This window comes from Agrobacterium sp. rho-8.1 (assembly GCF_033957725.1).
Taxonomy (GTDB): Bacteria; Pseudomonadota; Alphaproteobacteria; order Rhizobiales; family Rhizobiaceae; genus Agrobacterium.
Genome location: NZ_CP192789.1, coordinates 903,660 through 922,026, shown reverse-complemented (window position 1 = coordinate 922,026; position 18,367 = coordinate 903,660). Strand labels below are relative to the sequence as shown.

Sequence of the window (18,367 nt, the reverse complement as noted above, 5' to 3'; positions counted from 1 at the left end):
AGTTCCCTGCCGCTTTGCTCCACCCCCTCCAACAACCTTGCTGGAAGCACATGGCACATCCCGATACAATCGCGATGATCGAGCGGGAGCGGAGGTATCGCTGACGTTCGATTCGACCGGAAAGAAGGCCCATCTTTTGGCCAGCCTCGGCCCCATTTCTTTACGACAACCCGGACGGAAAGCTCTTTGGCCGCGGAACCTGCGATAAGAAGGGGTTCCTCGCTATTGCCACTGCTTTCCTCGTAAGAATGAGCAAGCAGACGCTGCCGATCCCGCTGCATATAGCGATGTCCTATGACGAGGAGGTTGGATGCCTCGGCGTCCACGACCTGATCGACGACATTTTCGTTCGCATAGCGCGGCCATGCCTGTGCATTGTTGGGGAAGCCGCCCGGCATGTCCATCGTCTATGCCCACAAGGGCAAAGTTGGCCGCCATGTCAGAGCCCGAGGATTGAACGCACATGGCAGCCTGTCCCATCAAGGCGTGAATGCTGTCGAAGCTGTCGGTGAATCGATCGCTTTCCTCATGGCGCTTCAACGCAATGCGCGTGACAACGGCCCGTTCAATACGGCCTTTGAGGATCCCACATACGCGTCCATTGAATGTTGCATGGTTGGCGGCGGTACGGCGATTAATGTGATCCCAGCCAGCGCCTCTTTCGACTTCGACATCCGATATCTGCCCGGTGAGGAACCTGAGGACTATCTGTCTCAATTGGAGGCATTCATGTCCGACAAGCTGGAGCCGGAGATGCAGGCTGTTACCCCGCAGACAGGCCTGAGCCTCATGCGCGTACCGGGTTGCGCCGCATTCTGGCGGGATCCGGATGAAGACATAGTCGGTGTCGTTCGCGCCCTGTTTCCGGAAAAAGAGCTGAGGGCCGCGCCATTTGGGACGGAGGCCGGGTATTTCCGCAATGTCGGCATACCGACCCTGGTCTGCGGTCCCGGTTCGATTGACCAGGCCCACAAGCCGGATGAGTTTGTTACGATCGATCAGGTGACAGAGTGAGAGCAGTTTCTGGACCGCCTTACAAACGGGTTGTCGTTTTAAAGCGGCACGGACAGCAATAGGAAAACACGCATGAAAATCAAAGTTACCACCGCCCCGTTCATATTCGACGCCATCCTGGAAATGGAGAAGGCTCCGAAGACCCGCACGGCATTTCTCGCCAAAATGCCTTTTTCCAGCAAGATCGTTCATGTGCGATGGTCCGGCGACGGCGTGTGAATTCCGCTGGGAGAGCTGGATTTCGGTGCGGGCTACCAGAACCATACCAGCTATCCGGCCCCCCGGCCAGTTCATCCTCTATCCGGGTGGGATCAGCAAAACCGAAATTCTGCTGGCCTATGGCGGCGTTCATTTCGAATCCAAAGTCGGGCAGCTCGCGGGCAATCACTTTCTCACCCTGACCTCTGGCCTAGAAAATCTTGCCAAGCTTGGACACATGACCCTGTGGGAAGGCGCGCAGGATATTCTATTTCAAGTAGAATGAATGAAAACGTTGATCTATCACGGCCTCGAATGACCACGGCGCAGGTTCGGTTCCCTTCAAGGCAAAGACCGTGGTGAGCGCCACCGATTCCTTCCTCATAGCCCGAATTTAAGAATGCTATTATTTCACCTATAGTGATATCATATAAAAATGGAAATCGGATCGAGTTAATGACGGCGGTCACCATTCGAAACATTTCTGATAAGACGCATCGAGCGTTATGAGCAGGAGCGGCTCACCACGGCCGGAGTACCGATGCCGAAATTCGTGACATTCTTGGAGCCGCTGTCGGTCCATCTGAACGCGTGAAACTCGGTTCATTGCTTGGTGCCATCGGCCGGAAAGCCAAACTATCAAACAGTGACGTTCAAGCGCTGCGACAACAGCGCGACATGACACCGGCTGAACCTATGGCTTTCGAATGATCTTGCCAGACACAAGTGCAATATCTGAGCCGTAGAGACCGGCTCCTGATGCTGACTTGGTTAGAGGCCCCCCTCAAAAAGAAGTGGCTGATTTCAACAGGTTATGAGTCCTTCGGATTTGCAAAGATTTGATAGAGTTCACGATGGTCTGGACTGAAATCACCCATCGGTAATATCTCCGGCGAACGCCACGCTACGCAAGTGACATGACGAATCGGGAATGGGGATTGGTTCGACCTTTTCTGCGGATGCCGCGCTGCTCTGGCCATCCTCGCACCACTGATCTCCGCGAGGTCGTCAACGCTCTGCTTTACATCGCCACGACCGGTTGCCATTGGCGCATCCTGCCGAAGGATTTCCCGCCCTGTTCAACCGTCCAGCGTCATTTCTATGAATGGTGGGGACTGGGACTTTAGGCGCGCCTCAACCATCATCTCGTGATGGAAACCCTCGAGTTGGAGGGTAGAGAGGCTAGTCCGACGGCCGGTTCCCCTTTTTCTTAGATTGGTATCTGGCCGAAGGGATGTAGCGGCTGATAATCAGGGCTGCGCATTTGTGCAAACGACAGCAGTCGCACTTGATAGGGTTGTCCCACTTCTTCAAGCGCCCACCGCACGCGGATATCGCGATGGAAACCTCGGCTTCCATCGAGAGGATTCTCGAACATGGAGACTGTTGGTATCATATCGACGTAACCTTTCGTCATGGGCTGTGGGTCAAAGCTGACAGACATCTACCGACTTCTATGAGGAATGCTTTTTTCAGAGATGGAACTGCGGCATCGCAGCATGATCGTGAGGCTGCAGGTTCCGGAGGCACTGCGGTGCCTGCGGAACCTCAGGCATCATTCAGCTGCCAAATGTACGGTGGCTCCCGGCTCCGCTGTCCCATGCTGAACGTCGGCCCGCTTGTCCTCGGTCGGCTGGATCCGAAACCATGCTGCATAGAGGGCCGGCAGGAACAGCAGGATCATCAGGGTACCGACTGCCGTCCCGCCGATCAGCGTGTAGGCCATTGAGCCCCAGAAGACCGAATGGGTGAGCGGGATGAAGGCAAGTACGGCTGCCAGCGCCGTCAGGATGACCGGGCGTGTTCGCTGCACCGTCGCTTCGATTACCGCATGATAATCATCGAGGCCTGCGGCCTGGTTCTCCTTGATCTGCTCGGTCAGGATGAGCGTGTTGCGCATCAGGATACCAGCAAGACCGATCAGGCCAAGGATCGCGTTGAAGCCGAACGGCTGGTCGAACAGCAACAGGGTCGGAACCACGCCGGCAAGGCCGAGCGGCGCAGTCAGCATGACCATGACCATGGTCGAGAGGCTGCGGACCTGGAGTATGATGACGATCAGCGTCGCGGCAATCATCAATGGGAAGATTTTGACCAGAGCGTCATTGGCCTTGATCGATTCCTCGATATTGCCGCCCATTTCTATTTTGTACCCGACGGGAAGCGACGCGATCAATGGCTGCAATGCCTGCATGACCGCCTTCGAGACTTCCGGCGGCTGTGTCGCCTCGTCGATATCCGCCCGCACCGTGATGACCGGCGTGCGGTCACGCCGCTTCATAATCGGCTCTTCGAAGCGGACTTCGGATTGACCGATCTGATCAAGTGGAATAGCCCGTCCATCCCGGCTGATCAGCGAGAAGTCTGCAAGCCTCGAGGGATCCAGACGGTTTTCTCCACCGCTGCGGGCCACAACGGGAACGTTGCGGATATTTTCGCGAACCTGAGTGACAGGCACGCCCGTCAGGAGAAGTTGCAATTGTTGGGCAGCCTCGGCAGGTGACAGGCCTATCAAGTTAAGCCGTTCCTGGTCAGGCACGAAGCGGATGACAGGCGTACGATTACCCCAGTCGCGGTTTGTCTGGCGAACGTCGGGAACCGTCTTCATGATGGCCATTGCATCCCCCGAGATTTGATAAAGCTTCTCAGGGTCCGGCCCCATGACACGGAACTCGACCGGGAAGGGTGTAAACGGGCCGAAGACAAGCTGGGTGACGCGCACAGACGCTTCCAGTGCAAGTCCCTGGGCAATTGCCTCGCGAAGCCTGTGCTTTAATGCTTCGCGGCCTTCGGCGTCGGGAGTGAGGGTCACGATCTTGGCAAAAGCTGGATCCGGTAACTCAGGCGACATCGCAAAGAAGAAACGTGGCGCGCCCTGGCCGACATAGCTGGTGACGATCTTGGATTCAGGCTGTTGCTGCAGCCACGTCTCGACCTTGGCTACGGTCGCCGTCGTCGCATCGATGCTCGTGCCTTCGGGCAGGCGCACTTCGACCAAAACCTCTGGACGGTCGGACGTCGGGAAGAACTGTTGCTTGACGCCCCCCATGCCGACGACGGATACGCCCATCGCAATGACGACGACGGCGCATGTCATGTATTTGTGGCGAACGGCAAATTTGATGATCGATCGAAGGCGCTGATAGTTCGGCGTTCCGTAAATCGCATCGTGACCGCCCTTAACGGGTTTGATATCGGGCAGCATTTTAACGCCGAGATAGGGCGTGAAGACCACCGCGATGATCCAGGAAACGATCAGCGCGAACCCCACCACCCAGAAGATGTTGCCGGCATATTCGCCAGCTGCAGATTTGGCAAAGCCGACCGGCATCAATCCGATGATGGTGACGAGCGTGCCGGACAGCATCGGTGCTGCGGTGTGGCTCCAGGCATAAGCGGCCGCCTGGATGCGATCCATGCCCTCTTCCATCTTCACCACCATCACCTCGATGGCGATGATCGCATCGTCAACCAGAAGCCCAAGCGCCAAAATGAGTGCGCCAAGCGTGATGCGGTCGAAGAAGCGGTCGGTTTCCAGCATGATCAGAAAGACGACGGCAAGCGTGAGCGGCACGGCAAGTGCCACAACAATGCCGACCCGCCAGCCAAGCGCGACGAGGCTGACGAACAGAACGACACCAAGTGCCATGGCAAACTTCATCATGAACTCGCCGACGGCGGCCTGAATGTTGACAGCCTGATCGCTGACTTTTGCAAATGTCATACCAAGTGGCAGAGATTCGGCAATGGTTGCGGATCGTGCCTGAAGCGCCTCCCCCAGTTCAAGGCCATTCCACCCCGACTGCATGACGGCTGCCAGCATGATCGCAGGCTCCCCCTCATGACGGATGATATAGGTGGCGGGATCTTCGTAACCGCGGCGGATTTCTGCAAGATCGGACAGTTTTAACGTCCGCCCGCCCGCAACGATCGGCGTGTCGGCAATAGCCTGAATATTATTATAGGCGCCATTGAATCGGATAAAAACTTGCGGTCCACGGGTGTCGATGGAGCCAGCGGGTGTGACGGTGTTCTGGTTTTGAAGGGCTGCCGCAACCTGCTGCGCCGAGACGCCAAGGGTAGCGAGCTTGGCAAAGGAAAACTCGACAAAAATCTGTTCCGGACGCTCGCCAAGGATATTGATCTTCTTGACGCCGGGCACATGCAAGAGGTCCTGCCTGATTGTTTCTGCCTGCCGCACGAGATCGCGCATCGGCATTCCCTTGGCTTTCAGCGCATAAAGCGCAAAGCTGACGTCCGAATACTCGTCGTTGACGAAGGGACCGAACACGCCAGGTGGAAGCGTTCTGGCTTCATCTCCAAGCTTCTTGCGTGCCTGATAGAATTCGTCCTCAACCGCGCTTGCCGGCGTGTCATCCCTCAGGGTTACAGTCAGATACGCGAACCCGGGCCGCGTGGTCGTTTCGACCCTGTCATACCACGTTAGTTCCTGAATGCGCTTTTCCAGCGGTTCTGCCACAAGGTCCTGCATTTCACGGGCTGTTGCGCCCGGCCACGCAGCACTGACTGTCATTGTCTTGATGGTGAATGACGGATCTTCCGCGCGTCCAAGGCTCAGGAACGCATAGATACCTGCTACCGCCAGAAGGATGATGAAAAACAGGGTAACGGCCCGTTCCTTGACGGCAAGTGCCGAGAGATTAAAGCCCGTCATTGTGCCACCTCCGCCTTTTCGATGGTGGTTCGGATAGTGGCACCGTCTGTCAGGAGGTGAGCGCCGAGTGAGACGATGCCTTCGCCCGGGTTGAGGCCGGAAACGATTGCGGTTTCGATACCGAGGCGTTCGATCTTGATGTCCTGAAAGCGCACGGTCGACGCCGCTTTATCGACCACCCAGACCCCACTGCGTCTGCCATCGTCAATGATCGCGCCGACGGGTATCTCCGCATGGGTCTGCGCCTCCTTATTCGGGATGTTGACCGACACGGTGGCTCCGAGCGGTGCGTCGGCGGCAGCACCTTGAAGGACCCAGCGGGACTCGTATGTGCGCGTCTGGGGATCGGCTGAGGCCGATATCTGCCTGAGGATCGCCGGGTGACGCCCGTCTCGTCCATAGATGGATGCAGATGCGACCGTTCCGACCTGTGGCCGAATGTTCTCAGGCATCCAGACAAGCGCTTCGCGTGCGCCGGCTTTGGCAAGTCTCACAACGGTCTGTCCGGCGGCAACAACCTGTCCGGGTTCACCCAGCGTATCAACAACTGTACCATCGACGTCTGCGTACAGGACCGAGTAGGTTGCCTCGTTGTCGGCGACATTCTCGTCGGCTTTTGCGGCAGAAAGCTGGGCCTCTGCCGTATCGAGCGCGGCCTTGGCTCTCTCATACTGTTGGGTCGAGGCAGCGTTGGTTTTAACAAGGCTTGAAAAACGCTTCTCGTCCGCCAACGCCTGAACAAACGTCGCTTGCGCGGCAATGACCCCGTTGCGCTTGGCGGTGCGCGCGAGCCGCAGATCGGTTTCGTCGATCCGTATCAAAGGCTGGCCAGCCTTTACATCCTCGCCAACATTGACGAGCCTTTCAACGATCTTGCCCGGGACCCGAAAGCCAAGATCGCTCTGCACACGCGCGGCGACCGTACCTGTCAACCCGCGTGACGCGGAGGCCGGGACCTTTACCTCCGTTACGCTCACATAGGGAGCCAGGGTGCGCGGGTCCGTCGTGGCGACCGCCTGATGATTTGGCCAGAACAGGAAGGCTGCGGCGGCGACACCGGCGACGGCGATCAACCCGGCCGAGCTGAGGAGAAACGTTTTGGTCATGAGAGAACCTTCTTGACGGACGAGGTGAAAGTGATAGATTGCATTTATGATCTAAATGTTTTATAGATGTCAACTGAAATCTAAATGGAGAGCGTAATGAGGGTCAGTCGAGTACAGGCGGAAGCAAACCGCGAGACGGTCATCAATGTCGCCAGTCGTCTTTTCCGCGAGAACGGATTTGACGGCATCAGCCTGAAGGACCTCATGAAAGGGGCAGGCTTGACGCAGGGCGGCTTCTACAAGCAGTTCGAGTCCAAGGACGATCTTGCAGCACTTGCCTCGAGGCGCGCCATGGAAAGCGCGACACGCAGGTGGTCCTCTGCTGCAGCCTCAAGCTCTGATCCACTCGCAGCCGTGGCCGATTTTTACCTTTCGGCGGGTCATCGCGGTGAAACCGGTGAAGGTTGCCCCATCGTCGCGCTGGGATCCGACGCTGCAAGGCAAAGCAGGGAGGTCCGCGCGCCTTTTCAGGATGGTATCAAAGCTCATCTGCAGGTGATCGAAGAGCTGATGCCGCAAGATGGCGCAGTCAACGCAACCGAAAAAGCAATGGTAACGCTGGCCCTTATGGTTGGTGCCGTTACGCTCTCTCGGATTGTGACCGACGAGGACTTGTCCGACAGGCTTCTGGCGGCTGCAGACAACGAGTTGAAGCGCCAGACGTCTCGAAGCGAAAAGTAGCGCGCGTCAGTCCTGACCGGGAAACCGGTTCCTACGTTCCTGGACATGCTTGAACAGAAATGGAGCGCTTCATGCGTCGTATCGTCGTTACCGGCATGGGAGCGATCAGTCCGCTCGGTGCCACCGTCTCCAGCTCCTGGAAAAGGCTTGTTGCCGGACAGTCCGGCATTCGTCGCTTACCCGATGATATGGTCAAAGACCTTCCTGCCAAGGTGGGCGGCGTCGTCCCGTCGGTAATCGAGGACGCGGACGCAGGCTTCAATCCCGATCTTTTCCTGCCTTCGAAAGACCAGCGCAAAATCGGCCGCTTTATTCTGTTTGCGCTTGCCGCCGTTGAAGAAGCACTCGCGCAAGCGCGCTGGAAGCCCGCGTCCGAAGACGATCGGCGTCGCACAGCAACCATCATTGCCTCAGGGATCGGCGGTTTCCCGGCGATCGCCGATGCCGTGCGAACGGTAGACCAAAAGGGTCCAAAGCGCTTGTCACCCTTCACGATACCGTCGTTCTTGGTCAATATGGCTGCCGGTCACATATCGATACGACATGGCTTCAAAGGCCCGATAGGCGCTCCTGTCACCGCCTGCGCTGCCGGTGTTCAGGCAATCGGCGACGCTGCCCGACTGATCAGGTCGAATGAAGCCGACATCGCCGTCTGCGGCGGCACCGAGGCCTGCATGAATATTGTCAGCCTTGGCGGCTTCGCTGCTGCACGCTCCTTGTCTTGCGGGTTTAATGACACGCCTCAATCGGCGTCGCGGCCATTTGACATGCTCCGTGATGGATTTGTGATGGGCGAAGGTGCCGGCGTCCTGGTGATTGAAGCGCTCAGTCATGCGCTTGCACGCGGCGCCGAGCCTCTTGCCGAGCTGGTCGGGTACGGCACGACGGCAGATGCTTACCACATCACATCCGGTCCTGAAGACGGCTCTGGCGCCGCCCGGGCGATGCAAATTGCCATCAGACAGGCAGACATCTCTCCCAATGATATCCAGCACATGAACGCCCATGCGACATCAACGCCCCTCGGCGACCGGGGCGAGATCGAAGCGATCAAGGCTGTATTCGGAAAATCCTCCGGTCTTGCTGTCAGCGGCACGAAATCCGCAACGGGTCATCTTCTTGGCGCCGCTGGCGGGCTGGAGGCAATCTTTGCCATCATGGCACTACGTGATCAAATAGCGCCTCCAACGCTCAACCTGAATGCGCCGGACCCGGCAAGTGATGGTATCGACATCGTCTCAAAGACAGCGCGTTCGATGGCCATGAATTACGCGATATCCAACGGCTTCGGATTCGGTGGCGTGAACGCGAGCGCCATCTTCAAGCGGTGGACATGAACCACGTGATGACCTACGAAATCGTTGGATTTCGAGATCGAAAAGGAACTGTGAGCCATGACTGAAGGCGTGTCTAGGGGTGCGAGTTACAAGCCCAAAATCGCTGTGATCGGAGTGGGCGGAGCGGGCGGTAATGCGGTCGATAATATGATTGCACAAAACCTCTCTGGCGTATCCTTCCTGGCAGCCAATACCGATGCGCAAGCGCTGAGCAAGTGCAAGGCAACAGAAAAAATCCAGCTCGGGCTTGAGATCACCGGCGGTCTCGGAGCGGGCTCGTTGCCTACGGTCGGTCAGGCGGCTGCCGAAGAAACGCTCCAGGAGATCGTAGGGCAATTAGCCGGCTACCATATGTGTTTCCTTGCCGCTGGAATGGGAGGGGGCACGGGAACCGGAGCCGCCCCGGTGATTGCGCAAGCCTTGCGCGATGCGGGAATTCTGACCGTTGCCGTCGTCACCGAACCCTTCGCTTTTGAGGGCACACATCGGTCACGCCAGGCAAAGGCAGGCGTCGACCGGCTTTTGGCGGCCACAGATACGGTTATCGTTGTTCCGAACCAGAGCGTTATTCGAGTATCCAATCCGGATACCACTCTTGCTGCCGCTTTCGCCGCCGCCGACGCTGTCTTGTTTTCCGGCGTGAGTTCGATCGTCGATCTGATCTTGAAGGAAGGGCTGGTAAATCTCGATTTTGCCGATGTGAAGGCCGTCATGCAGAATATGGGCTTGGCTGTCATGGGAACCGGCGATGCATCGGGCGAAGGCCGCGCTGCTGCCGCTGCCCAAGCAGCCATTGACAATCCACTGTTTGGCGATGCGCTGGTCAGTGATGCCCGTGGGGCTCTTGTTCTGATTTCTGCGGGTCAAAGCCTGACGTTGTTTGAAGTCGACGAAGCTGCCGGCCGAATTCGCGAAGCGGTAAGTGAAAATGCGGAGATAGTTTTCGGCGCGACAATCGACGAAACACTTGCCAGCACAATGCGCGTCTCCATTATCGCGACGGGTCTGAGGCGAGCGAAGGTGCCAACTCATATCGAGCGCGTGGCCTGACGATTTTGGACGCCCTACAAACATCGGACGTGATCCACTTCCAGTCATGAGAGCCACTGACGAGCCCGGGATTGTGGAAGAAGAGACGATGTAGAAACGATTTTAGACAGATGGAAAATCTGGGAAGGCGCATCTCATGGTTGGCCGCACGCGGATAGGACGATAGCACATCCAGCGCCGAAGCAATCCCAGCCAAACCATCATTTTCCTTCAGCTTTGTTTTCAACGACAAATTATATCCAAGAGGATTGGTCTTGCGGCAGTGAGGCTGTTTTGCCCTTACCCAGACAGTTGCAGTCTCCGCACGACGGTTGGCCGGATCTTCAACTGACCCGTTGAGACGGCGCTAGATGAAGGGTCTTACATTGGCCGTGAACGTCGTATGATCGATCCCAAGCCCGATATGCAAAGCGTTATATCGGGCAATGTGCCGAGCAGAACGTCGATCGGGTCTGGCGCAGCCATCTGCTCGGCTTTCAGTCCGAGATCCTTGCCGCCACGCTCAATCGGCTGGAGAGCTTCCTGCGCAATTGCTCTGATATAAGGCAGAGGTCGTTTTCATAGCCAGTGACTACGACATCTCCTTTGTTAACATATTCTCAGTCTGGGCTTATCCGCAGATCATTGGGTCCGTAGACACTCGCATGCGTCAACGCATTCCAAAGGTCTTTCTTATTCCAGCATCCAGGGCCTTGGCGGGTACGAACCTCTTCAACGAGCTCAGCAAAAACGCCTGCTTGCCAACTGTACGTCGCATTTTGTGCGACGACGTGATGGCTGCCAATATTTCAGCGGCAACCGTTTGCGGGCTGCTGCCGGACTTGATTTCAGCAAGCACTGCGTCCTGCGTCCTGCTCGCTTGTTCATCGTATTCGGCAATGTGTGCTTCTGTTTGCTTGGCGTGAACATCAAGACCAGTCCTTGTGAAAGTGGGCTCGATGAGTATGGAGCGGATGTTGAACCCTCGAACCTCGTGATCCAGCGTTTCGGAGAGGCCCTCCAGCGCATGCTTGCTGCTTGCATAAACACCCATATACGGTGCAGGCAGGAAGCCGAGAACGGAGCTGATATTGACAATCAACCCCGTGTTTTTTCTACGCATCGACGGCAGCACCGCGCGCATCATGCGCAGAGGGCCAAAGAGGTTTGTGTCAAAGACAGTTTTTGCTTCCTCAATCGACGTGCTCTCGACCGATCCCATCAACGAGACGCCAGCATTATTGACGAGAACATCAATATGACCGGTTTGGGACAGAACCCAATCAACAAACCGAACAACGGATGCATCACTGTTGACATCCAATATGCCGTATTCCACGCTTGGCAATGGACCACTCTTGTCAACAGATCTAGAGCCTGCAAAAACTCTGTAACCGTTCTGGGACAGAAGCCGCGCCGTGGCCTGTCCGATGCCAGACGACGCGCCTGTTATCACCACTACCTTTAACTGAGACATCGAAAATTCCGATCTGACTGGAGGATAAATTGCTCTATTATAGATGTCATATAAAATCTATAATGTATTTAGATTTCAAGTCAAATCAAAAAAAGAATGTAATTTAATCCCCCATCGAATGTCTATCGGGCAATGATTAGGCTCAGGACCCATTAACTCACTCGCGTTGGTTTGCTCTCCTTGATTCACTGGGAGCGAAGGGAGACGTTTTTTATAAGTGATTTGATGCTTCCGTCGGAGGCGCAGATGCGCGGATCGAGCCCTATTTCCCACCGTCACATCGTTTGCCACGCATCGACGACCGGTTGATTGTAAGCGGCATCATCTTTGTTTTGCACAATGGGTCGCGGTGGCGTGATGCGCTGAAGATATATGGTCCGCACAAGGCGATCTGTAATCGCTTCATTTGCTGGAGCCGGCTTGGTGTGTTCAACCGGATTCTGGCCGGACCGATCGAAAAACGCGGTAAGCCAGAGCAATTGATGATCGATGCCGCCCATTTGAAAGTCCATCGCACCGCAGCCAAACTGCTAAAAAAGGTTTGTTCCCAGACCGATCGGCCGCATCAAAGGCGGCCTGAACTCGAAACTGCACGCAGTTTGCGATGGTCATGGCCGACCATTGATCCTGCTGCTGAGCGAACGACAGATGAGCGATTACAAAGGGGTCGCTCGAGTACTGGGGGGGGATTTCGGCATCGTAAACTTAAAGGCCTATGGCGAACCATGGCGCCGTCCGAGTTCGTCGGTCATACTCTGGCAATTTTCGCCCACAGTTTCATGGCCGCCGAGCGCAGTTCGCCGTGCTGGCCTCGAGGTAATGTCGTGGTGCGGGATGTAGAACAGGTTGGCAAATGGGGTCATGGATAGGTAATCAGCCCGTCTTTAACGGGGAGATGACCAGCCCACTCATAGCTTAACGAACTATTTGGCACCAGAGCTCAAAAGAGCACGTGGCTGCTCGCTGAAAATCTCTTCCAACGTGGCAAAAACACGTCGCACTGCCTCTGAATGGCTAAAATAATAGATCATTTGAGCGTCACGGCGGGTCTGCACTACCTGCGCATTGCGCAGTTTGGAGAGATGTTGCGACAAAGCCGACTGGCTGAGACCAACCTGCTCAGCAAGCTGCCCTACCGGCATCTCTCCCTCCATGAGAATTCTCAATATCGCGAGCCTTTTCGGGTTCTCCATCGCAGATAAAAGTCTCGTCGCCGCAACAATTGATTGCTCATCCAAGCGTATGCTCACAAACCCATCTCCGAAGCCTTTTTTGTTCGAGGTAGTGTTCGAGCGAAAGGCTCGGACCACCAATCATTGAACAAGTGATGGAAAAATTTCTGCTTGATCGAACTTACGGAATAAAATATTCCTAATTAAGAATATTCGATGAAAAGCACTCTTCATAGGCGGATGGCACTGATAAGTTTCTAGCAGGTGCAGGCGTATCTATGAGGTGCAGTTTTATTTTGTCCGTTCGATGCGAGTTTGTATTCCATATCCCTGGCGAGGCAGTCCGCTACCGCCTCGAAAACGCCTCTGTTCAGCCCAAAAAAATCAACTAGACAGGCCTAACAATTTGTACACGTCGAGTATGGTTGCCGAATTCAGAAAAAAATCTGAATTCTATTAATGTACATAAGATGATTTCGGATAGGTTGGACTGTTGCATAATGCGCCGTTCAACGATCCCGACTTGCATTTGGATATTTGGGGATGTCGACCGGTCCGTACAAAGAGCTCAAAATTTCGTCCAGGGATATTGGGGAAGTTGAGGAGTACCTGAGTGAGGCTTATGCTCCAGTCTCTGCTACACCATTGGCGTCGCACTACAAATACGGTGTCAATGGTCGTCTTGCGGTGCTCGATGAAGTATTTTTCGAATGGTCGACAACCATAGGTGACTATAGAGTTACGCCGGTTGCCATGTTCGATTCCGTGTTGTTTAATTTCATGAGCAAAGGAGCAACCGGATACCACTTCAAGGGCGAAAAATTAAACGTCACCTCCGATCAGGTTATTGGCTACCGGCACGCTGATAGCGTGGATGTGCTGGATGGTAGCGAACACACGACAGTGGTGATTTCTGACGTTCTGCTCAGTGCGCGTTTATCGATACTGCTCGATAAGCCCGTGGTTCAGACTATCGAGTTCAAAAAATGCGCCCTAGATCAAGCCCACCTCAAGGGACTGCCGGCTCTTGTCCAATTTCTGAATGGCTCCCCCTTACAGGAAATTGCAAGATCGTTAAATGCGCAGTCGCCTGCCATTGGTAATCTGGTAATCGACAGTTTTCTTCTGAACTATCCCAACAACTACACTCAGAAGCTTAAGGCACCTCTGCCCCTCGTCGCTCCGAGACAGGTCCGTCGAGCGATTGATTATATCCATGCACATCCGGCAGCCAGAAGCTCTCCGGAATTCTTAGCGAGCCTGAGCGCTGTCAGTGTCCGAGCCTTGCAGTATTCGTTTTTGAGCTGCGTGGGACAAACCATCAGCGAATATCAGCTCGCTCTGCGCCTCCAAAAAGCTCGCGAAGAGATCGGTGAGCATAGGGACCTGTCGATAAAGGAAATCTCTGAAAATTGGGGGTTTTCGACCCAAAGTTCCTTTACGAACAGTTTCAAAAAGGCATTTGGCGTCCCTCCGTCTCAAATCCGCAAAAGCGAGTTTTAGATGCTGTAGGGCCGGTGATATCGATGCACGAATCCGACCCGTTTACCAGTATCCACCTCAGCCTTCTTCACCAACTCGTCGAGCGTATGGGTTGAGCAAACCATTTATAAGCGCGAATTTCCGTTCACATTCTGAAGCACAGTGCTCGGATGCATGAAATGCCCACCAAAAAATAGCGGATACCAAATGATGAAAGATACTCCTAAATTAAAGGTGTGGCTTGTTGATTGGTGTCAGTTAAGTTTACAGTGCCTATTAGAAAAAGACATGCCATATTGGCCTGCTACCGGTTTCAGGGACATCGAGTTAAGGTGGTCCTCCTGAAAACTGTCTGACCTGAGACCCATCTTCCCTGCAGTTTTCAGGAGAGTCTGGGGTTTTCAATCTGGCCTTATGCTGCCAGTTTCTCCATAGCCATTTTCATTGCGAATTCAGTGGGTGTGATAGTGCCCAGTGAAGAGTGTGGCCTGTTTCGATTGTGGTCCTCATTCCATGCTGTGATTTCCGTCCTTGCCTGTGGCAGTGACGAGAACAATGTTTCGTTGAGGCATTCGTTGCGGAAGCTGCTGTTGAAGCTTTCGATGAATCCGTTCTGCATCGGCTTGCCAGAGGCGATATAATGCCAGTCGACGTGACTGCTTTGGCACCATTCGAGAATGGCCATGCTCGTGATCTCCGTGCCATTGTCAGAGACAACCGTTCGCGGCTTCCCTCGTCGGGCGATGACGGCATCAAGTTCCCGCGCAAGCCGCCGACCCGAAAGCGACGTGTCGGCGACCAGCGCCAGGTATTCGCGGGTGAAGGCGTCAACAACGGCAAGAACGCGAAAGCGACGGCCATCCTTGAAGGCGTCGCTAACGAGGTCGAGCATGTCGCTATTGATTTCGATCATCTTGCTCATGTTAGTCTCCTTTAGGTTGGTTAGTCATAGGGGTTAGACCATGATGGCCCTTCCCTCTGCTGGCTTCATCGGCTGGCGACGGCTTCTATCGGATCCGTAATCCAGTCGATGAAGTTTCGGCGATCTGTTATGATATCGCCGATGAGTGTCATACCGGGTGTCAGTTGGCGCTCTTCGCCGTAGGCAGAAACGCTAGTACGATCGAGGCTGACGGTGACCCGGTAGACAGGGTCAGTGAAAGCGATGGGAGCTATAAGTTCACCTTCGCGATAGGTCGAACGAGAAACCTGGATGATGTGGCCGACAACGACTCCAAATCGTTGGTAGGGAAAGGCGTCAATCCTGAGCCTGACCTCCTGGCCGGTCTGGACCAGACCCGCGGCGCGTGACGGCAAAAGCAGGTTCGCCTCAAGAGAACTTCCCGCCGGAACAAGCGCTGCCAAGGGCGAGCGGGCCACAGCCGTCTGACCAGGTTGCGCCTGCAGAGCAGCAACCCTGCCGGCAACGGGTGCAACAACGACGTAAGCGCGATCGATCTGAAGCTGAGCCAATGCCTGTTGAAGTTCACTGCGAAGTCCCTGCAACTGGGCAAGCTTATCGTTCTGCTCAGCAGGTAGACTGGTCAGTTGCGATTGCACGTCATCCAAATCACCCTGGCGCTGTGCATGTTGACGTTCCAATTCGTAAACAACACTTTTCTGCGATAGAATTTGCTGCTGCAGGCGTGACAATTCAAACTTTGTCCCGCTACCACCCACTTGGAGGCTGGCATAGCGTTTCGCATCTTGCGTCTGAAGATCCTGAAGCTCGCGTTCTGATGACAGTCGGCGGGTTTGCGAGGCGAGTTCTTCAGCGAGACCGTGACGTCTTGCAGTCAATCGGCGACGTTCTTCATCAAAGCGTGACTCGGCCGCTTGAATTTGCGTATCGACCGCCTGGATGCGAGACACGATCTGTAAGCGTAGTTCCTCGCCTACCTTACCTTGAGCACCCGTTGTCTCCAGCGAAAGCTCCACAATCGGCTGCCCTTCCGTCACTGTATCGCCTTCGCGGACCAGGACACGGGAGATGACGCCGCCTTTTGTGGCATACAGTTGGGCGAGGCCTCCAGTTAGCGCCACATATCCTGGAACCGTCTCTTTTCGTGCGTAGGTACCGGTCACAAGATAGGTGGCCCCGACGATGACAAAGACACCGAGCAAGGCGGTCATCACGCTATAACTCAAAGGCTGGGCGATCATCACCTCGCCAGGCAACCTTCGACGATGTTCGACGGCTTGACTGCGGAATAGATTGTGGCTCATGGCACCACCTGCAAAGGATGCGCCGGGGTATGGCGCTGCAATTCGCGAACGTGACCCGCTTCAATGGTGAAAATTCGTGAGGCGCCCTCGATAGCGCCAGGCCGATGCGCGACCATAATCTGTGTGATACCAAGACCTTTAAGAGCGTGCATAACGCGATGTTCGGACATAAGGTCTAGATTGGCTGTTCCTTCATCGAGAAACAAAATTGCGGGATTTCTGTATAGCGCTCTCGCCAACAGGGCTCGCTGCTGCTGCCCGCCCGACAAAGTCGTACCCAAATCTCCAACCAGCGTCATGTAGCCCATCGGCATCTGCTGGATTTCGTCATGAAGACCGACTTTGCGCGCTACGGTTTCGACTTGCCGCATATCCATATCCGGATCGAAGAACGCGATATTATCGGCTATCGTACCCGCAAAAAGCTGATCATCTTGCATTACAACACCGATTTGAGCGCGATATGCTCTCAGACCCAAAGCGTTGAAAGTCAGTCCGTCGACCAAGACCTCGCCCAGGATCGGGCGATAGAGACCCGTCAACACTTTCAAGAGCGTGGATTTTCCACCCCCCGAAGGACCCACAAAAACCACCGACTGACCGGCCTTAATGTCCAGCGAAACATCCTTCAGCACCCAGGCTTCACGCTCTGCATACCGAAATGACAGGTTGCTTATCTTCAATCCGCCTGTGATAGGACGCAGGGTGTGCGACGCTGCCTCAATACCGGGCTCCGTGTCCTGGTGTACCGCATCAGATAGACGTTCAAGATGCAGTCCCGTCATCCGAAACTTGAAGCACTGATCGACGAATGACAGCGCCGCGCCGCTGAACTGGCCACGATATGACAGGAAGGCCAACAGCATACCGAGAGTCATCTCGCCACGGATAATTGCGTTCGCACCGACATAAAATACCAGAAGCATTTCCCCGCCTGTTACAATCGATAAGCCGACCGCGCCTTTCAGGCCAATTTTTTGGAGGCGAACATTATTATTGAGACTGGTAGCATAGGCGTTTTGCCAAAGGCCGTGGCGCTCCAGCTCTCGTCCAAAGAGTTTGAAGGCACGTGCACCGCGGATGGTTTCAAGGAATACGCCGTCAACTCTCGCTTGGTACTGGATTCCCTCATTAGTGAGACTGCGCAACCAAGGGAATGTGATTAATCTCGTGCAAATGACGATCGTCAGCGAGGCCAGCACCACAAGAGCAAGATACGGCGCGTAGACGATCATGACTGCAAGGGTTAGGATCGCCATCAACCCGTCCAAAATGCCTGAAACCAAGCCGCCTGTTAGAAGATCCTGAATTGGTTGAAGAGAATTAAATCGGGATAAGATGTCACCGAGGCGACGCTTCTCGAACCAAGGCACTGGAAGGCGCAAAGCGTGGCGAAGCAGGTTACCACACATCTGGAACGTCAAAAGGGTGCTGAAGTGCATCTGCACGTAACCACGTAGCAGTGTCGCCGCGCCTTGGATCAAGAGTAAAAGACCAGCGCCGATGACGATGATGTTAAGAAGGCTGAAATCGCCCTTTGCGATCGCTTCATCGACGATCAATTGATTGATCAAGGGTGATACAAGGGCAAAAAACTGAAGTACTGCGGTAAGGAGGATTTGAACAAGGCTCGGAATGAAACCCACACTCCTTGACCACAAATCAGCCAGGCTTACCCGTTCAACTGTTTGGCGTTTTTGGAACGAAGCTGCCGGTGTCAATTCGAGCGCAACTCCGGTGAAATGCCCGGACGCTTTAGCGAGGGTGAGGTGTCTGTACCCACTCGCGGGATCGTGTATCTTGATCCACTTCTTGGTAGCACGCCTGAGAACGACGTAGTGCGACATATCCCAATGAAGAATACAAGGGGTCCTCAACTGACCCAATTCGTTCATTTCCAGCTTTAGGGTCGAAACCCAATCAATCTATTGATTATATTATCTCTACATGATTCACTTTCCGCAAAAGCG

13 protein-coding genes and 5 pseudogenes are annotated in these 18,367 nt (G+C 54.9%); 10 read left to right on the top strand and 8 right to left on the bottom strand.

The window, feature by feature from the left end; translation table 11 throughout:
• Nucleotides 1-110: 110 nt before the first annotated feature.
• The 5 genes and pseudogenes from RMR21_RS19195 to RMR21_RS19175 all read left to right on the top strand — a co-directional run.
• Nucleotides 111-512, top strand: a complete 402-nt coding sequence (locus RMR21_RS19195; RefSeq protein ID WP_498671829.1) for a M20/M25/M40 family metallo-hydrolase — start codon at nt 111-113, stop codon at nt 510-512.
• Nucleotides 397-1,014 (top strand): peptidase dimerization domain-containing protein, encoded by a 618-nt coding sequence (locus tag RMR21_RS19190; protein ID WP_498671016.1) that lies wholly within the window; start codon nt 397-399, stop codon nt 1,012-1,014. The genes RMR21_RS19195 and RMR21_RS19190 overlap by 116 nt, the downstream gene beginning before the upstream one ends.
• A 72-nt stretch (nt 1,015-1,086) precedes the next feature.
• Nucleotides 1,087-1,498: pseudogene (locus RMR21_RS19185) on the top strand (DUF3830 family protein).
• Nucleotides 1,499-1,668: 170 nt separating this feature from the next.
• Nucleotides 1,669-1,923: pseudogene (locus RMR21_RS19180) on the top strand (FitA-like ribbon-helix-helix domain-containing protein).
• Nucleotides 1,924-2,066: 143 nt separating this feature from the next.
• Nucleotides 2,067-2,411 (top strand): annotated as a pseudogene (locus tag RMR21_RS19175) (transposase); the annotation flags it as partial.
• A 17-nt stretch (nt 2,412-2,428) separates the two neighbouring features.
• Here the strand turns inward: RMR21_RS19175 and RMR21_RS19170 are convergent.
• The 3 genes and pseudogenes from RMR21_RS19170 to RMR21_RS19160 form a co-directional block, all read right to left on the bottom strand.
• Nucleotides 2,429-2,608: pseudogene (locus tag RMR21_RS19170) on the bottom strand (thioredoxin domain-containing protein); the annotation flags it as partial.
• Between the two features lie 159 nt (nt 2,609-2,767).
• Nucleotides 2,768-5,887 (bottom strand): efflux RND transporter permease subunit, encoded by a 3,120-nt coding sequence (locus tag RMR21_RS19165; RefSeq protein ID WP_498671015.1) that lies wholly within the window; start codon nt 5,885-5,887, stop codon nt 2,768-2,770.
• Entirely contained in the window at nt 5,884-6,993 is a 1,110-nt protein-coding gene (locus tag RMR21_RS19160; RefSeq protein ID WP_498671014.1) for an efflux RND transporter periplasmic adaptor subunit, read from the bottom strand. The genes RMR21_RS19165 and RMR21_RS19160 overlap by 4 nt, the downstream gene beginning before the upstream one ends.
• Nucleotides 6,994-7,089: 96 nt before the next feature.
• On the opposite strand from RMR21_RS19160, the gene RMR21_RS19155 reads away from it, so the two are divergent.
• From RMR21_RS19155 to ftsZ, 3 genes are all read left to right on the top strand, one after another.
• Nucleotides 7,090-7,674 carry a TetR/AcrR family transcriptional regulator gene (locus RMR21_RS19155; protein WP_498671013.1) on the top strand — a complete coding sequence of 195 codons (585 nt, stop codon included), beginning with the start codon at nt 7,090-7,092 and terminating at the stop codon, nt 7,672-7,674.
• Nucleotides 7,675-7,745: 71 nt separating this feature from the next.
• A complete protein-coding gene (gene fabF, locus RMR21_RS19150) occupies nt 7,746-9,011 on the top strand; it encodes a beta-ketoacyl-ACP synthase II (protein ID WP_498671012.1) in 1,266 nt (421 codons plus the stop codon).
• A gap of 57 nt (nt 9,012-9,068) precedes the next feature.
• Nucleotides 9,069-10,061, top strand: a complete 993-nt coding sequence (gene ftsZ / locus RMR21_RS19145) for a cell division protein FtsZ (protein WP_498671011.1) — start codon at nt 9,069-9,071, stop codon at nt 10,059-10,061.
• A 649-nt stretch (nt 10,062-10,710) separates the two neighbouring features.
• Here the strand turns inward: ftsZ and RMR21_RS19140 are convergent.
• Nucleotides 10,711-11,517 (bottom strand): oxidoreductase, encoded by an 807-nt coding sequence (locus RMR21_RS19140; protein ID WP_498671010.1) that lies wholly within the window; start codon nt 11,515-11,517, stop codon nt 10,711-10,713.
• Nucleotides 11,518-11,801: 284 nt separating this feature from the next.
• Here RMR21_RS19140 and RMR21_RS19135 point away from each other — a divergent pair, with 284 nt between their 5' ends.
• Nucleotides 11,802-12,386: a transposase gene (locus tag RMR21_RS19135; RefSeq protein WP_498671009.1), complete on the top strand. Its 585-nt coding sequence runs from the start codon at nt 11,802-11,804 to the stop codon at nt 12,384-12,386.
• 54 nt (nt 12,387-12,440) lie between these two features.
• Here RMR21_RS19135 and RMR21_RS19130 read toward each other — a convergent pair whose 3' ends face one another.
• Nucleotides 12,441-12,755, bottom strand: a complete 315-nt coding sequence (locus RMR21_RS19130) for an ArsR/SmtB family transcription factor (RefSeq protein ID WP_498671828.1) — start codon at nt 12,753-12,755, stop codon at nt 12,441-12,443.
• Between the two features lie 477 nt (nt 12,756-13,232).
• Between RMR21_RS19130 and RMR21_RS19125 the strand changes: the two genes are divergently transcribed.
• Nucleotides 13,233-14,192, top strand: coding sequence for a helix-turn-helix domain-containing protein (locus tag RMR21_RS19125; RefSeq protein WP_498671008.1), 960 nt, complete (start codon nt 13,233-13,235; stop codon nt 14,190-14,192).
• Nucleotides 14,193-14,583: 391 nt separating this feature from the next.
• Here RMR21_RS19125 and RMR21_RS19120 read toward each other — a convergent pair.
• The 3 genes and pseudogenes from RMR21_RS19120 to RMR21_RS19110 form a co-directional block, all read right to left on the bottom strand.
• Nucleotides 14,584-15,060, bottom strand: a pseudogene (locus RMR21_RS19120) (integrase core domain-containing protein); the annotation flags it as partial.
• Nucleotides 15,061-15,158: 98 nt separating this feature from the next.
• Nucleotides 15,159-16,334 (bottom strand): HlyD family secretion protein, encoded by a 1,176-nt coding sequence (locus RMR21_RS19115; RefSeq protein WP_498671007.1) that lies wholly within the window; start codon nt 16,332-16,334, stop codon nt 15,159-15,161.
• Between the two features lie 59 nt (nt 16,335-16,393).
• Nucleotides 16,394-18,298, bottom strand: coding sequence for a peptidase domain-containing ABC transporter (locus RMR21_RS19110; RefSeq protein ID WP_498671826.1), 1,905 nt, complete (start codon nt 18,296-18,298; stop codon nt 16,394-16,396).
• Nucleotides 18,299-18,367: the final 69 nt, after the last annotated feature.

Bases quoted from the DNA above. Each gene is read 5' to 3' on its own strand.
- RMR21_RS19125 (WP_498671008.1), top strand. From the start codon at position 13,233: ATGTCGACCGGTCCGTACAAAGAGCTCAAAATTTCGTCCAGGGATATT.
- RMR21_RS19165 (WP_498671015.1), bottom strand. From the start codon at position 5,887: ATGACGGGCTTTAATCTCTCGGCACTTGCCGTCAAGGAACGGGCCGTT.
- RMR21_RS19190 (WP_498671016.1), top strand. From the start codon at position 397: ATGTCCATCGTCTATGCCCACAAGGGCAAAGTTGGCCGCCATGTCAGA.
- RMR21_RS19140 (WP_498671010.1), bottom strand. From the start codon at position 11,517: ATGTCTCAGTTAAAGGTAGTGGTGATAACAGGCGCGTCGTCTGGCATC.
- fabF (WP_498671012.1), top strand. From the start codon at position 7,746: ATGCGTCGTATCGTCGTTACCGGCATGGGAGCGATCAGTCCGCTCGGT.
- RMR21_RS19160 (WP_498671014.1), bottom strand. From the start codon at position 6,993: ATGACCAAAACGTTTCTCCTCAGCTCGGCCGGGTTGATCGCCGTCGCC.
- RMR21_RS19115 (WP_498671007.1), bottom strand. From the start codon at position 16,334: ATGATCGCCCAGCCTTTGAGTTATAGCGTGATGACCGCCTTGCTCGGT.
- RMR21_RS19155 (WP_498671013.1), top strand. From the start codon at position 7,090: ATGAGGGTCAGTCGAGTACAGGCGGAAGCAAACCGCGAGACGGTCATC.
- ftsZ (WP_498671011.1), top strand. From the start codon at position 9,069: ATGACTGAAGGCGTGTCTAGGGGTGCGAGTTACAAGCCCAAAATCGCT.